At 42.6% G+C, this 15151-nt stretch carries 10 protein-coding genes and 1 pseudogene; 1 reads left to right on the top strand and 10 read right to left on the bottom strand.

Features of this window, described 5'->3' with window-relative positions; genetic code table 11:
• The 10 genes and pseudogenes from PF479_RS14770 to PF479_RS14725 all read right to left on the bottom strand — a co-directional run.
• Positions 1-284, bottom strand: a pseudogene (locus tag PF479_RS14770) (hypothetical protein); the annotation flags it as partial.
• A 158-nt stretch (positions 285-442) separates the two neighbouring features.
• On the bottom strand, positions 443-898 hold the full coding sequence (locus tag PF479_RS14765) for a hypothetical protein (RefSeq protein WP_298007962.1): 456 nt from the start codon (positions 896-898) through the stop codon (positions 443-445).
• Positions 895-1122: a hypothetical protein gene (locus PF479_RS14760; protein WP_298007960.1), complete on the bottom strand. Its 228-nt coding sequence runs from the start codon at positions 1120-1122 to the stop codon at positions 895-897. Before PF479_RS14760 ends, PF479_RS14765 begins: the two co-directional genes overlap by 4 nt.
• Before the next feature lie 61 nt (positions 1123-1183).
• On the bottom strand, positions 1184-3730 hold the full coding sequence (mutS, locus tag PF479_RS14755) for a DNA mismatch repair protein MutS (RefSeq protein WP_298007958.1): 2547 nt from the start codon (positions 3728-3730) through the stop codon (positions 1184-1186).
• Positions 3731-3765: 35 nt separating this feature from the next.
• A complete protein-coding gene (locus PF479_RS14750) occupies positions 3766-4284 on the bottom strand; it encodes an OmpH family outer membrane protein (RefSeq protein ID WP_298007956.1) in 519 nt (172 codons plus the stop codon).
• 58 nt (positions 4285-4342) lie between these two features.
• A complete protein-coding gene (gene bamA / locus PF479_RS14745) occupies positions 4343-6817 on the bottom strand; it encodes an outer membrane protein assembly factor BamA (RefSeq protein ID WP_298007953.1) in 2475 nt (824 codons plus the stop codon).
• 56 nt (positions 6818-6873) lie between these two features.
• The gene (locus tag PF479_RS14740; protein WP_298007951.1) at positions 6874-11244 is read right to left on the bottom strand and encodes a translocation/assembly module TamB domain-containing protein; all 4371 of its coding nucleotides are present in this window, start codon (positions 11242-11244) and stop codon (positions 6874-6876) included.
• Positions 11241-12005, bottom strand: a complete 765-nt coding sequence (locus PF479_RS14735; RefSeq protein WP_298007950.1) for a hypothetical protein — start codon at positions 12003-12005, stop codon at positions 11241-11243. The genes PF479_RS14740 and PF479_RS14735 overlap by 4 nt, the downstream gene beginning before the upstream one ends.
• 59 nt (positions 12006-12064) lie before the next feature.
• Positions 12065-13519, bottom strand: coding sequence for a hypothetical protein (locus PF479_RS14730; RefSeq protein ID WP_298007948.1), 1455 nt, complete (start codon positions 13517-13519; stop codon positions 12065-12067).
• A gap of 431 nt (positions 13520-13950) precedes the next feature.
• On the bottom strand, positions 13951-14280 hold the full coding sequence (locus PF479_RS14725) for a hypothetical protein (protein WP_298007946.1): 330 nt from the start codon (positions 14278-14280) through the stop codon (positions 13951-13953).
• 265 nt (positions 14281-14545) lie between these two features.
• Between PF479_RS14725 and PF479_RS14720 the strand changes: the two genes are divergently transcribed.
• Entirely contained in the window at positions 14546-14965 is a 420-nt protein-coding gene (locus PF479_RS14720; protein ID WP_298007944.1) for a hypothetical protein, read from the top strand.
• Positions 14966-15151: the final 186 nt, after the last annotated feature.

Below are 15151 nucleotides of genomic sequence, written 5' to 3'. Positions count from 1 at the left end.
TTAAATATTGAATATTCCCTGTAGCTTTTAATTCTCCTGTAGTTGCAGGGAGATGTAATGTCCTGTGATAAATCCCGAGACTCTACAAGAAGGTCCAACCGGGGTCTGATGACTTTGTGAACATCCTCACAAACCTTGAGGGTAACACCCTCCTCTCTGAAAATCACAAGTCTTATGTTGTAAACCTGTTTCACTATGGCGGCATTGGATTCTACCAGAGCAATTCCCATAGTATTCAACACTGGTTCCAGATCTTCGATAATTCTGGAGTCAATATCCTTCAAATATCCTTCCTGTCAGGCCATCCTAGAATAAAAAATATACAAAAAAAAGAGCCTTGTTGGGGCTCTTCACATCGGATGCCATTTAATTTGTAATTAATATATCAAGACATGACTGAAGTGTCAACAGATACTTCAGTTGTCTGTATAAAGAGAAGAACTTATAGAACCGTACAAATAACCATGGCCTGGATTCCCCCCTTATATACAGTTGATAAACCGACGGCCGCGGCTCTGAGAGTCGCTCCGCTCGTAAATACATCGTCCAGTAAAACCAATTGAGGGTAGCCGTCCAAACGATGTTGACCCTTTATAAGTGTCAATGTGTTTTCCATATGTTTTTCCCTCTCGGCATAGTGTAAAGTCTTTTGCTGAACCCTGTCTGTCCGCTTCAGGCACTTTATAACTTGTATTTTATATTTATTTCTTAATGTCCGACTCAAAAGATCAATCTGATCCCAGCCTGTCCGGCGGATTTTCCCTTTCCGGGGAGGAATGGGAACAATCGGTATATTCTCCCATCCATTACTGACCATAACCTCATACAGACTCTCCGCAAGGAAATGACGGAAATTCATCTGTTTCCCAGATTTGTACTGATTCAGGACTTCCTTCATTCTCCCATTAAAATAAGACAGGGATAGGATTTTTTGAAACTCTTTCGGCTTTGCAGCACAATAAGGACAAAGTATCCCTCGGGAAGATAGCAGAGGCTGTGAACAATCTGGGCAAAGAGACCCTTTTTTTGATGACTCTTTTTGGATCTGACTTCGACAGCCGGAGCAAATCCCAGAGGGATGAGAAACAGGAGCTCCGCAGAAATAACAGCGAAGATTTTCAAAAAAATGACCGATACCCATATCCTGACAAACAGGGATATTTGCCGATTTGATTGAAGAAAGTTACTTTTTCAGGTTTTCCTGGAGAGAATGGAGGATATTGATGGCTTCCAGGGGAGTCATACTGTTGAGATTGATAGATTTAAGCTGGTCAAGAACAATTTCTTCGGAACTGAAAAGGTCCTGCTGACTGGCTGCATCAGCCTCGGGAACCACCAGAGAATCACCCTTGTTCAGATGCTCCATGGACTCAAGAATCTGGCGTGCTCTCATGACAACCTGACCGGGAAGACCTGCCAGGGAGGCCACATGGATGCCATACGAATTATTGGCAGGACCTTCCTTAATTTTTTTCAAAAAGACAATATCATCACCGGTTTCCTGGACAGCGAGGGACAGGTTTGTGAGGCTTTCATGCTCCAGACTGGTCAATTCATGATAATGAGTGGCAAAGAGAGTCTTGGATTTGATCTCCTGAAGCAGATATTCGGCAATACTCCAGGCAATGGACAAGCCGTCATTTGTACTCGTCCCCCGCCCTATCTCATCCATAATCACAAGGCTTCTGTCACCGGCATTCCTCAGGATATGAGCGGTTTCATTCATCTCTACCAGAAATGTTGATTCTCCCCTGGCCAAATTGTCAGACGCCCCCACCCTGCAGAAAATTCTGTCAACCGTGCCGATCTCCGCCTGATCGGCAGGAATAAATGAGCCCATTTGCGCCATAAGGACAATGAGGGCTGTCTGCCTGAGAAAGGTTGACTTACCCGCCATATTAGGACCGGTGATGAGAGCAAATGTTGCCGAGTCGTCGTCCATGTGCAATGAATTGGGAATAAACTCCCCCGGGGGAAGATGAGCCTCCACCACAGGATGACGCCCCCCTTCAATGTGTAAGGTCCGGTCATCCCGAATCAGAGGACAAACGTATCCGCGGATAGTAGCCGTATAGGCGAGAGAAGAAAAACAGTCCAACTCACTAAGCTGACTGCAGAGCTGTTGAATCAGCGGGATTTCCGGTTTCAGTCTGTCCCGGATCTGAACAAACAGATTCTTTTCCAAGTCTACAATTTTTTCATAGGCTGTGTTGATTCCGCTCTCAAGATCGGCCAGTCTGGATGTGGTATAACGCTCTGCCCCCACAAGAGATTGCCTCCGGATAAAATGACCGGGAACAAGATCGGACTGCAACTTGGAAATTTCCAGAAAATAACCAATGATCTTATTATATTTCAACTTGAGATTTGTGATCCCCGTTTCTTCTTTGATGGTTTTTAAATAATCATCCAGTACGGCACGACTATTATTCTTCAGCTCCCTCAGTTCATCCAGTTCAGGGTTATACCCTTTTTTGATCAGACGGCCTTCTGTCAAAAGGATGGAGGGTTCATCCATTATGGATTCTTCTAATTCGGACACGATGGATTTCAGTTTATCCTGCATAACTGGCGTGGATAAGGATGAAAAACCATCGACTCCCTCCAGGATTCTTTCAATTTCAAAAATCCTGTTTAATGAGTTCATCAAGGATAAAAGGTCTTTGGCGTGGGCCTTATCCAGACCGATCCGGGAACTCAATCGCTCTATATCCAGAATGTGACTCATCACCGTCCTTATTTCTGATAGAACAATCTGATTTTTATAAAGTAATGTGACAGATTTTAACCTGGATTCAATGCTTTCTTTGCTGCGGAGTGGATTCAACAGCCAATTCCTGAGTTTTCGGGCACCCATGGAAGTAGATGTCTCATCCAGAACATTGAGAAGTGTAAAGGAGGAGGAACCATCTTCCATGTTTCGTATGAGTTCCAGATTCTTCTGAGTGGCATCATCCAGTGAGACATACAAGTCTTCTGTATATTTTTGAAGTCCCCCCAGGTGAGTCAGATAATGGCGGGCCGTATCTTTGAGATAATCCAGCAGGACTCCCGCGGCGGCCAGTGCCGGATCATCCGACTGAAAGCCGAATCCCTTCATATTGGCAACCTGAAACTGCTCGGTTAATTGGCGGAAACTGCTGTCTATATCAAAAAGCCAATCGGGAATGCGATTGAGGACCAACCCGGATTTATCATTGAGGGAACGGAAATAGGCCGTATCCAGAAGAGATTCCTGAATCAGGATCTCCCGTGGCCCCAGGCGGCTGAGTTCTTTCCGTATAAACTCTTCAGGATGGTTGTCTGCACAGGAGGCTGCCATAAATTCCCCTGTGGATAAATCCACATAGGAAAAGGTCATCACCTTCGAGACTTTACCAATGGCGGCAAGATAGTTATTGGACCGTTTATCCAGAAAAGATTCATCAACAACCGTACCAGGCGTAATAATTTCAACAACATCCCGTACAGCGATGCCTTTTTTGGGGAGGGAGATTTGTTCGCATATTGCGATTTTCCAGCCGGCATTCAGAAGCCTTCCAATATAGTTCTGAGCGGCGTGATAAGGAATCCCACACATGGGGATTCCATGGCGTTTTGTCAGAGTAAGGTTCAGCAGCCGGCTGACATCTTCTGCATCGGATCTGAACATTTCATAGAAATCTCCCATCCTGAAGAATAGTACTGCATCTTTGTGTTTTTCCTTGATGGACATATACTGCCGCATCATTGGTGTTTTTTCCTGCATGAATGAATGGGCGCTTATCAGCGCATTTTGGTCATGAGTCTCTGCAGCACCTGTTCCGTAATGTCTACTTCAAAATTCCACCAGAGCAGATTGGGATCTGTTTTTTTCAGGACAATGGAATAACCACCGCTTTCTGCAACAAATTCGACCTCTTGAATGATCTCTCTTACCAGGGCGTTATTCTGACTCAAATTTTTATTCAGTTCGGTCAACTGGCTGTTTTTAACGCGAATATAGTCTCGCATAAATTTTTTCTTTTCAAAAATCTGGTTATCAAGTTCCAGAGCTTTTGTATTATTACCATCATTCTCGGCATTCAGTTTCCGCTCTTCCAGAAGACTTATTTCACTCTGAATACGGTTGCTCTCCTGCTGAAACTGGTTTTTCATTTCTTCCAGCTCTCTGACGGCTTGAGAATCTTTGTAAAAGGCAGAAAGAATTCTGGAATAATCCAAAACGGCCACCTTCGTGATTGTTTCACTGAAAACAGGGATTGCTGCCAGTGACAATAATATGATCAATAATATTTTTTTCATTATCCTCTCCTCCAAGACAGATCAAACCGCGGAAAATCCGATTGACCTGTACCATAAATCAATAAATATCTATCCCGAAGGAAATAACAAGGTCAAGATTTCCATTTTGGAACTCGACACTGTCAGGTTCAGGGTTCCAGTTAATGGATCCATTTTCGTTGAATTGAAACTTCTTGACCAGGTAGAGACCAATGGGGAACTGTGGGTTATCAAATCGGATACCCGTTCCAAGACTGAATTTCATATTGCTTAACTGGGCCTCTCCAAGTAGCTCTTTTGATTTCCATAATCCAACCGAATCCAGAAAGAAATCATAAGCTAACACATTGGGTATCAGGGGAAACTTCACTGTGAGCGTATTGTCCCAGAGTGACTGACCATCTGATTCGGGGTACCAGCCTCTGGCGACAAACATACCATCGGCATAAAATCCATCTTCCTGTGGATCGATAGGAATTGGATTCCACGGTTTGGGCATCAGATAGGAAAAAGCAGATTTAATTGAAAGCACAGATTTCAAAGTAAATGTATCTGATGTCGGTATATTTAAGAGAGTGAAATTCACCTCTCCTCTGGAAACAGACTTCATATAGTTTTTACTTGAAATATTGGTAATTCCTGCCACCGTCGTTGTCTGACTGAGTATAAAACCTTTGGATGGGCTTCCCACATAATCCCTTGTATCCCAGGCACCCTTCAACCAGAGACTGTCATGGTATTTCCAGGATTCATAGTTGTCTCGGATACTCTGACTCCAAGGTCTGTTGATTTCATTGTCATACTCAACATATTCAAGACCTCCCCGCACTCCGGAATACAGATTCCAGCGGCCTATGCCTGTATTCCAGGTATAACCAGTGTTTAAACCCGAAGAAATATAGTGGGTTGAATAATCCATAAGATAATCTGTGGGAACAATCTTGCTGGAATTGGAAAAATCAGAATCATCCACATAGGGATCGACAACGCCGTCTCCATTCAGGTCCTGATAGATTCTCTTCCTGTTTGCATGCCTGTAGGTCAGGTCAACACCGGCGCCCCATTTTGTATTGAAAACACGGGGGTCAGAGAACTGGAGGGAAACACTCTGGCTGTCAGGAGAAAAGATTGAATCCACACCCAGTGCTCTTCCGGTACCCATAAAGTTCCGGTCATTCCACTTGATATTCCCGGCAAGAGGAAAATCCTGGCCTCCCGAAAAAGATAAACCAAAGATGATATCGGCAGTCTTCCCCTCTTCGATGTCTACAACAAGATCCATTAGTCCGTCTTCACTTCCAGGATAGGTCTGTGGTTCGACTACAGAAAAGTATTGGGTATTGTAGAGGTTTCTCACCCCCTGCATGACTTTTGTCTTACTGAATACATCCCCGACTTCAAAAGGAAGCTCACGGGTTATGACGACATCCTTTGTTTTATCATTGCCCCGGATGACAATATTTTCGATATGAGCCCGGTCTCTTTCGACTATATCAATGACATAGGAAACGGTCTTTTCATCATCATTTCTGTTCTCTTCAAGGGAAAAGTTATTGTAAATATATCCATTTTCATAGTAAAGATCGGTCACTTTCTGATAATCAAATTGAAATCTGGTTTTATTAAAGACCTTTGCTGGTTTTTGAGTGATAATAGCCTGTAACTCTTCAGTAGTGTAAAGAGAATTTCCCAGGAACTTAACTCCACCGAATGTATAAGCCTCCCCCTCATAAATGACAAGAGTAATGATCAGGTTATTAACCTCTTTTTCTTCATCCCGTACAATATCTTTATTGATTTCCCGGACCTCTGCGTCTATAAATCCCCGGTCTGCATAATAAGTTTCAATAAGCCTGACATCTTCCTGAAGCTCATTTTCCAGCAGGATACCCTTATTAAAAAGTGTTTGAGCCTTGGTTGTCATAAGTATCATAAGAGTCTTGGTAGTTACATGCCGATCATTTCCGACAAAACGGATTTCTTTAATTGTGGTTTGGGAGCCTTCCTGAATATCAAAAACAACAGAAGCTGTATTATTCTCTTCATTAATTTCAATATTACTCGTGACTTCGGCATCAACAAATCCATTTTCAATATACAGTGATTTCAGAGCCTGAGCATCAAAACGAATGGATGATTTGTTGACCATATCCCCTTTTGCCAGGAGAATTGTGTCATTCAGTTCCCCTTTCCTCACCCGGTTGTTTCCCGTAAAGATGATTTCATTGACGACAGGTTTCTCTTTGAACTGGAACTCAATGATAACCGTATTGCTACTGTCATCCCCGGGTAGAACCTGAGGTAATATGAGATCAAAATACTCCAGAGCATACAATTTTCCCTGGATTTCCCAGGAAAGAGAGTCTGTAAATTTTCGTGCAATATAGGGTCTGACAATTCCATTCAATTCTGTTTCGGAAACAGCATTCAATCCTGTAAAACGTATATCTACAATCTGTTTATTCACATACCAATCTTCAGTAGTCTGCGCAGTCAGTGTAACTGTTCCCAGAATAATAAGCAGCAGGAACACAGTCCATCTCTTGTTAAGCATCAAATCTCCTTAAACGCAAATTCCTCAACAATATTTTATCAAGAGGATACGGGTTATCAGTAGGAATACCGCCATTCAAAACCGATTGCATTATTCTTAACGAAATCAGTATTATGAATATCGAAGGCATTACTCTTATTATAATTCCAAAAGACCATAAAAAAGGGAGTTCTCATCTCAATTGTAAGGTCCGGTACAAGATCAATCCCGTTCATATAGGATCTTAAACCATACAGTTGATCATAATCAACAACCACACCTGCCGAAAAGTAAAGTGAATCTCCCGCGAATTTACCCAGATATAGACTCGTATTATCCAAATACTTTGCCATACTGTATGTAGAACCGGCATCGGTAACAGTACTTTCACGGTTTAACTGGTCAAGAAGTGCATTTTCCAGTATTTCCGTTTTTATTGTCACATTATCCAGATTCATAGAGTTCTTCAGGGCCTGTTCAAAGGGCCTGACAAAACCATATTGACTAACCATTCCCCCCGTTGCCAGGATGAGCTTTGATACATCGGCTTCCCCCGATTCCCCATAGGGGATCAGACTCTGTCCAAAGAGGGCGGTAATCTGATCCTCCGGCATGGATGGATTCGACCTGAAACTGGGTGTGAACTCATTCAGGATAGGATTCCTATAAACCAGATAGATGGTTACATTGTCACCTTGAACATCGTTTGTATCAATTTCCGCTTCAATATTCAAGAAGGGATTGAAGGTATTCTCATCTTCATTGAATGTTAAAGACCCTTGGGTCATCTGAAAAGTTCTGTCAAAATAATAGATTTCACCCGATCTTATACTGACTCCCCCGGTCATGGACATGGTTTTATTTAATGAATCAATGGTCAGGTTTATGATCTCACCAGACTCGGCAACAGCTCTGACTAACTCAACCTGGGGATTGGGCAGTACAAAAAGCACATTTTTACCTGTTTCAATGACAAGGTTCAGCTTAAAGGGATATCCATTATCATTATCCTTCCTGATGATCTGGTCAGTTTTATCGCCCAGGGAACCTACTAACTCATTGACAACAACAATCCCGTCAAAATGACCCTGGCTTGAATCGCCATGAAGTTTGAACTGCCCGGTAAAGGCTCCAGTCCCATTCAAACCATGAGCATTATATGAGATAGGAGCACCGGGAGACCCTTCAGCTCTGATGTCAAGATTATAATCATTAATACCCCAACCGCGCATTGTCATTTGGCCCTGTCCCCGGAGGGCTCCCTTACCGACAGGAATTGTAAACTCCCGAGCTGTAACTATGTCATCTTTAATTTGAAAGTCCAGATGGACTTCTCCAATATCGGCATCCGTATAGGGGGTCAGAAGAAAGAGGTCCTTCGATTTGAGACTTCCTGAAAAATCAGGATCTGCCAGGGTTCCCTGAATATTCAGACGGCCTTCCAACCGGCTGCCCTCAAGGAATACAACATATCTATTCTTAAGAGTTGGGTCCTTAGGCATAAAGTAATTTATAACGTTCAGATCAAGGAAAAGGTCATTCACATTTAGGTTCAACGCATCAGGAGACAGGTTCCCCTCAAGATGGAAGGAGGCGGGAAATCCTTGATTCAGATTGGCTTCAATATCGTAGGTTTCACTGTTATAATGAACAAACTGCTGCTGATCACCCAGGAGTTCCCCCTGAAGGATAGGACCTTTTTTTGAGAATTCTATAGTTTTGGAAGCAAAGGATGCCAGACCGTTCCATTTGATGGGATGGATTCTTAAACGGCCGTTATAATCTGTTAGCACGGGAACCTCAAAGTTTTTGAAATCGATAGACAGACCTGTATCCGCCTTGACTGTCAATCCAGTCTCAATCAAGGAAAAAGTACTGTCCTTTTCTTCACCAGAATCTGCATTGCTGAGAGCCGTTGTAAACACAAGGCTACCGTCTTTTAAATCAAAAACCCCCAGGCCTCTGGTTAGATACAAATTATTTCTTTGAATATTCAGGTCATGGATTTCAAGTTTCTCTGTGGATAAGCGGATTTTTCCTTCTACACCAAAGGGATTTTGATGCCACTCCAGGCCGGGAGCACTGACAATCCCTTCTATCAGAGGGCTGTCCAATGCACCCTGAAAATTTATGGTCGAGTCAAAACGGCCCCTCATATCCAGGAAGGAAAAACGGTCCAGCATCCCCTGATCAATCTGCATTGTCAGTGACAGAGAACCATCATTATAGGCAGCAAAGGCATCATAACTTTCATTAACAGAACCAGTACTATCATCATTCAACAGGAGTGAAGCATTATATATTCCATTTGGAATATCATAAAAGAAGGAACCGTTGCCTGTCAGAGTCGAAAACTCATCACTGTATCCAAGTGAAAAGATATTGACTGCCCCTGGAGCCAAAAAGGCAGTCATTGAGAGTTCCGGCTTTTTGAGGAAATCTGAGTTTAACCATTGCACCCTGGATTCACTTAAGAAGAATTCCCAGTTATCCCGGGTATAACGGCCTCTAAGATTGAGGGAAGCAATAAGATCCTGTCCATTCCATGAGAGTGGGATGTTTGTCGTCTCCAATGTTCCCAGATAACCGGACTGAGCTTTTTCTGCCAATTGAATTCTGACTCCATAATTTCCAAGGAGTGAGAATTGACCGTTCCTGTAAATTCCATTGAACTCGTATTTATTGTCATTCAGGTCCCATCGCGATTCCAGAGTTATCTGATTGCCCTGAAGCCATGTTTTTCCCGATCCTAAAAGATAATTCTGATCCCAGATCATCTCAAGAGAATAGAGATCCAGCGTATCATTCCCGAAATAACCGCTGAGAGTCAGGCTTCTGTTTTCATCAGTAAGGAATCCTTTCAACCGACTGATCTGGACCATCAGATTATCTTTGGAATAGCTGAAAGTTCCTTCCGATTGAAGCTGTATATCCGGATAGGATGTCAGGATTGTGTCTAAAACAGGGAGACCCAGAAAGGGAGAAATACTGGACAGAAACATGTCTGTGATTCTGAAGGAAGACTGGATTTGGAATTCCTGATCAAAGTTTATCTCTCCATCCAGGACAAGCCTGTCTCTCCTGTCATTCTCGGTATTTAATTCTGACTGGAGAGAAAAAATGAAGCTTTCATTTTCCCTGTATACCAGGGCCTTCAGATTGCCAATCTCTGACCCGTTGTTCAATTGAATTTTTTTGGAATTGATAGAATAATAATCATCAATATTCCTGAGAACCAGCTGTCCATTTAACCTCTTATCTTCCCCGACAAACAGATTATTGATAAACAAACTTCCTTCAGGATAACCGTTACTAAACACCCATTGTCCACGCCAGTCGACAGCGCCATGAACAGTCGAGACAATCAGCTTTTCCGAGCGTAGATGAAGGTCATCTCCCTGTATATCCAGATTGATCTGCAGGGGAAAAGGAAGCAGGCTGTTATCCATCGCCGCACTCCCTTTGTAGAAGTATTGAATGAATCCAGTATCACGCTCCATGACAAACTCACCCTGTCCACTGAAGGAAGTATTAAGCCAGGGATTCATCTGCTCCAGAGATGATTTAAATAAAACCAGTCTGGAGGGTGAAAACTCATCGGCAATAAGTGTCAGCTTTATCTCTTTAGAACTCAGCTGTAAATTCAGATCATAGGGTTTGTTATCCTTGATTTTGGTCAATCGGAACTGTTCATCCCTGTATCCGATGTTGAGTCTCTGATTCTCCAATACGGCCAAATTAGTATCAATATCAGAAAATTCACTATCCAGGGCAAAGGCAGTCAAATCGTTTTGAATAGTTCCTTTTAATTCGGTATCAAGGGTCAGATACTTCAGAGTCGCTTCGTCTTTCATGGTTTGATAGGAAAGATGACCCTTCAGGTTTACTCTTAAATAATCTCCCAACTGACGCAGACTCAGGTTATTTCCAGAACACTCAACCGTCATAAGATCGGAACGGAATTGTGCATCCCAATTCCTGATTCTGATAAACTTTGTAAACACCCGGTTCAGATCCAGGAAACTGTCTCCTCCCTGACCACTGGAACTCACTCTGTCCAAAAATGCCCGGTCATGTGACAAATCAAGATCAAGATGAACCCCGGAAGCGCTGATACTGGTCAGGACGGTATCCTGAGAGAACAGAAATCCGATCAGGTTATGATATAACTTGACCCGATCAATATGCAGAAACGGCTCGGATTCACCCCGGGAATAGACGTTTAAATCTTCCAGAATGACAGAATTCAAAAAAGAAGGTGAAATTCCTGCATACTTCAGACGAACAGCAAATTGCGTTTCAATCTTACCGATCATCTCTGTTTTCATATGTTCCACCAAAACCATAGTCCTGGTACTGACAGTCTTGTATCCGGAAACACCCAGAAGGAGTATGAGAATCAGCAGAAAAATCTGCAGTAAATGGTATAAAAAGGTTTGCCCTTTCATGGATCATCCGGCTCCCGGGCTGTCAGACTCAAATGCAGGCGCCCTTTTATGGGCATTTCATCTTCAGACATTATTTCAAACAGAAAAGTCCGTACATAAGATCTGATCTGCTGATCAAGGCTTAAAGATCCCGAAGCCGGTGGCAGAACTTTCACAGAAGAGACAGAACCATCAGCCAATACAGAGAATGAAACAAGGACTTCATCGGATAAAATTCCATTTTGGGGCAGATTGAAATGAGGCTCCGGGATAAATCGCACTTGAGCAGAAGCTCCCTCCCAGGCAACATTTACAGAGGGATGCTCACTGATGGGTGATCCGGATGCCCCTGGACGACTCTCCTCGGGTTCATCCCCGGCGACTCCGGCAACACCAGCGCCCCCGGAACCATCCTCCAGGAAGGCAGGAACTGAGAGGACTTCAGGCGCCATTCCTGACTCTTTGATTTCGGATTCTAAGGGCCCGACACCAGGACTGTCCTGATTGAGGAGCTCTTCACTCTGAGAAATATCTGTTTCTTTTGATTCAGCGGATCTCTTCTTGACGACAACCTTCTTCTGGAGAATTGGACTGTCCTGGTGTTCATCGCCTGTGCCCGGATTCACATCCGATGTGACTGATGAATCAAGATAAACAGCGATTTTAGGAAAGTCTTCAAGACTCTGAGGTTTGAAAATAAACAGAGTAAGCATATACAGAACAAAAGCATGCAGCAATAAAGAGAACAATACAGCTTTTGTCAATACCACTGAAGATTCCATTCCCTAACCTTTCTTTCCTAAAATACATACAAAATGATGAAAGTTACATTTCTGCACGATCAATAAGAGAAAGAAACCCCAGAACCCCCTTCCAGAGCAGGCTCCGAAAGAACAGTGTCAAGATAAAAATTGATCTTCAAGGAAGAATGGAATTCTATCTCTGAACCGATTCCTGCGAGAAGATCTGAATCATAAAAATATAAATTCCGATATCCTCTCAGCAATTCCCGGTTTCCACCATGAAAAAAGACAGAAATCTGGTGGATTGACCCGGGTCTCTCAAAAATCCATCGGTTCATTCCCTCAAAGCGAAGCTTTCCCTTATCCTGATAATCGGCATATGAGTTTAATTCCGTGACAATTCCTCTGTTTAATTGCCAAGTGATGTCCATTCCGGCATAGGGTACCGTTTTATTCATGGAAATCAGTCCGCCACTCCTGACCAGAGGCATATCACCCTGTTTAAAACCGGCTGTAGTATATCCTTGAAAATCCTTGCTGGTAAAGTGGAAGCCTACCCTGCTGTCCTGCCAGCGGTAAGTTTGATAACCGGCCTCGTTGTACTTTTCCTGAGTTAGAAACCGGTAGATCTCCTCATCCGGGAGATCCTTGGAAGACGTTTCAAGAAAGACACTGACCCGTCCATGATTTCTATACCTGAGAGTGATTTCCGGGAAATATTGAATATGAAACTCTGCCAGATACAGGTCAGTCAACAATCCGGTGGAGAAAGAAAAATCTCCTTTCGCCAAGGGATATGTATTGTCAACACTGAATTCGGGAGTAATCCTCCAGAAAGATATGTTTTTTTGAATCAGAGACAGCCCATCCAGTGACGCGGCCATATGGAGCTCATCTACTGAAGTATCCAGAGTGAGTCCTGCAGATGGATACAAGTCATTCTGCTGAAGATCAAGGACAGAGGATGACTTGAACCCGGCCCGGGAAGTCATCATCAGACCAAAGGGTTCTGAAGATCCTTCCCAGTTGATCAGCGAAAAGACTCTGTCCTGGTCTGTAGCTCTGTATGATAATGCAGCCGAAAACAGTTGGTCCGGATCTTTCATTCTGAAAGACCCACCAATCCAGGAGGGATAATTTTGGACATGAGAAATATTTCCTCTCAAATCAAAAGTCAGTGCATCCCGGGAGGTCTCCCAGAAAAAACCAGTACCATAAGGATGGCTGAAACTGAGGCCAAGAGAAGAAAAAGGAGTTCTGCCGGGGACTTCTGTATTAAGAGCAGGAGGTATCCAGCCCAGTGTCTGATCCGGAGATACAGACAAATCTGAAATGGACATATCATCGGGAATCACAGACAGCTCTTTAAAGTGAAGAGGAAAAAAGAGGGGACTCTTTGAAAGTTCTTCAGAATAGGGAGTGGCCTGAGGATGATGGAAGACATCAGGGACTTCAATATCCGGGCCGGCCGGTCGCCAGTACAGAATATCTCTATCCAGGAGTATGGGCTCATCTTCTGCATACAGAAGGGATGACAGAATAAGAGTTATCAAGATTAGTATGGTCAGCTTCTGCATTGTGTGTTATAAAATAGAATGGATTGTTGACAAAAGCAATAGTCAGAATTATTATATACTATATAACAATTTATAAAGTTATATTATTCCTCTGTAAACCTGATTTTTAGGCGTGATAGCAGTTGTGTCACCACTTCGATAAGGAGGAAAACAGTGAGATACAGAGATCCATTTAGAGTAATCCCGAGAAAAATTGATGAAGGAGATGATCCAGTCAAGCGCACTACGGGGAGTATACCGCCTGGTGAGAGGTCAATTATGAGAGGCCTAAAAGCAACCGGAACTTCAGCATGATGCTCTCCGATTCTGGGATGGACAAGGTGAAGCAGAGCGCCGGGATATTCTGGATTGGGGTGAAGATGCGGAAGGAGTCGACTTATTGATGTATTAACGAAAATGCCGGATCATTAAGGAAATTTCTTTATATATTTCTTAATGATTCCATATATCTTATCTAAAAATCCATGAGGAAGTTCTTCATCAGCTGTTCTCTTATCAAGGTATAGCTTGTACTGAATATCACTATCCGGCATTTTCTCAAGACTCTTGTAATCCACACCCTCCTCTGGAGATACAAATACTATTTTGTAATTATCGATTTGATGTGCCTCCTTCATCAATTGATCCATCTGTATCTCTCCGGACGGATCATCAACTAGTAATTTAATTGTCTCTTCTCCGAAACACCAAGATGAAAGAAGTATCAATACTATGAATAGAAATATGACTTTTTCCACTTGCTCTCCTCCTGGTTGCCTTTCATAATTAAAACAGTAGAAGCAGTATTGAGTAACACTTGTTTTTAGCACCCATTTCATTGGTTTGGTAATTTGTGGCCGATAATCGTTCTTCTGTCTATAACTACCCATAATCGCCTTTCTGTCGAATTGAATATCTTTAATCAATTATATACACTGGTATACTGTAAAAAAGAATCTAAGCCATTTTCCAAAAAACAGTTATTACTTGGAGCTATTAAATATTTTACAATTGGAGCAGAAGATGGGATTTAGATTACAAAGATCAGTAAAAATTTGTAAAGGAGTAAGATTAGAGAAAAAGAGATTCATGATGAATATTCACCAGCACTCAGAAAAGATCCCAGATTGGTTTAGCATTCAAAAAAGTGTAAATGAAGCTGTTGCAATTCGTTACCAGAGAATATCATTCACACAAGAAGAACCTAATCGTGAAATACTAAAAAGTGATATTATTGCTGAGGCAAATAGAAATATACGATCTCTGTTTGGTAAAAAAAAGAAAATAAATGCTTATGTCTCAGAACGGTTAGATCAGAAATTCTCAATACAAACTAATGAATGGTTGTCTAAAAAAGCACTACATGAGTCAGAACAGGATAACGTTGAAATAGAAAAAAACAAACAGTTTGAGAAAGATCTTTCAGTAACACCGTTTGATTGATTTCAACGTATTTAACAGTCATTGACTGACAGCTAAAAATCCTGAGGAACTCTCTTTGCTGCTATTGTGTTCCGCGCCAGCTGACAATTCCCCTACGTGCCTGTTGATGTTACCAGAGATTGACAATAGGCATTGCCGAATAAAAACATCCGGCAATGCCTGCCTCCGACTGCCGGAAGTGCCCCT

The organism is Oceanispirochaeta sp., from assembly GCF_027859075.1.
GTDB lineage: Bacteria > Spirochaetota > Spirochaetia > DSM-2461 > DSM-2461 > Oceanispirochaeta.
Note: the sequence above shows the minus strand (reverse complement) of the source record. Positions and strands in the feature narration are given on the sequence as shown.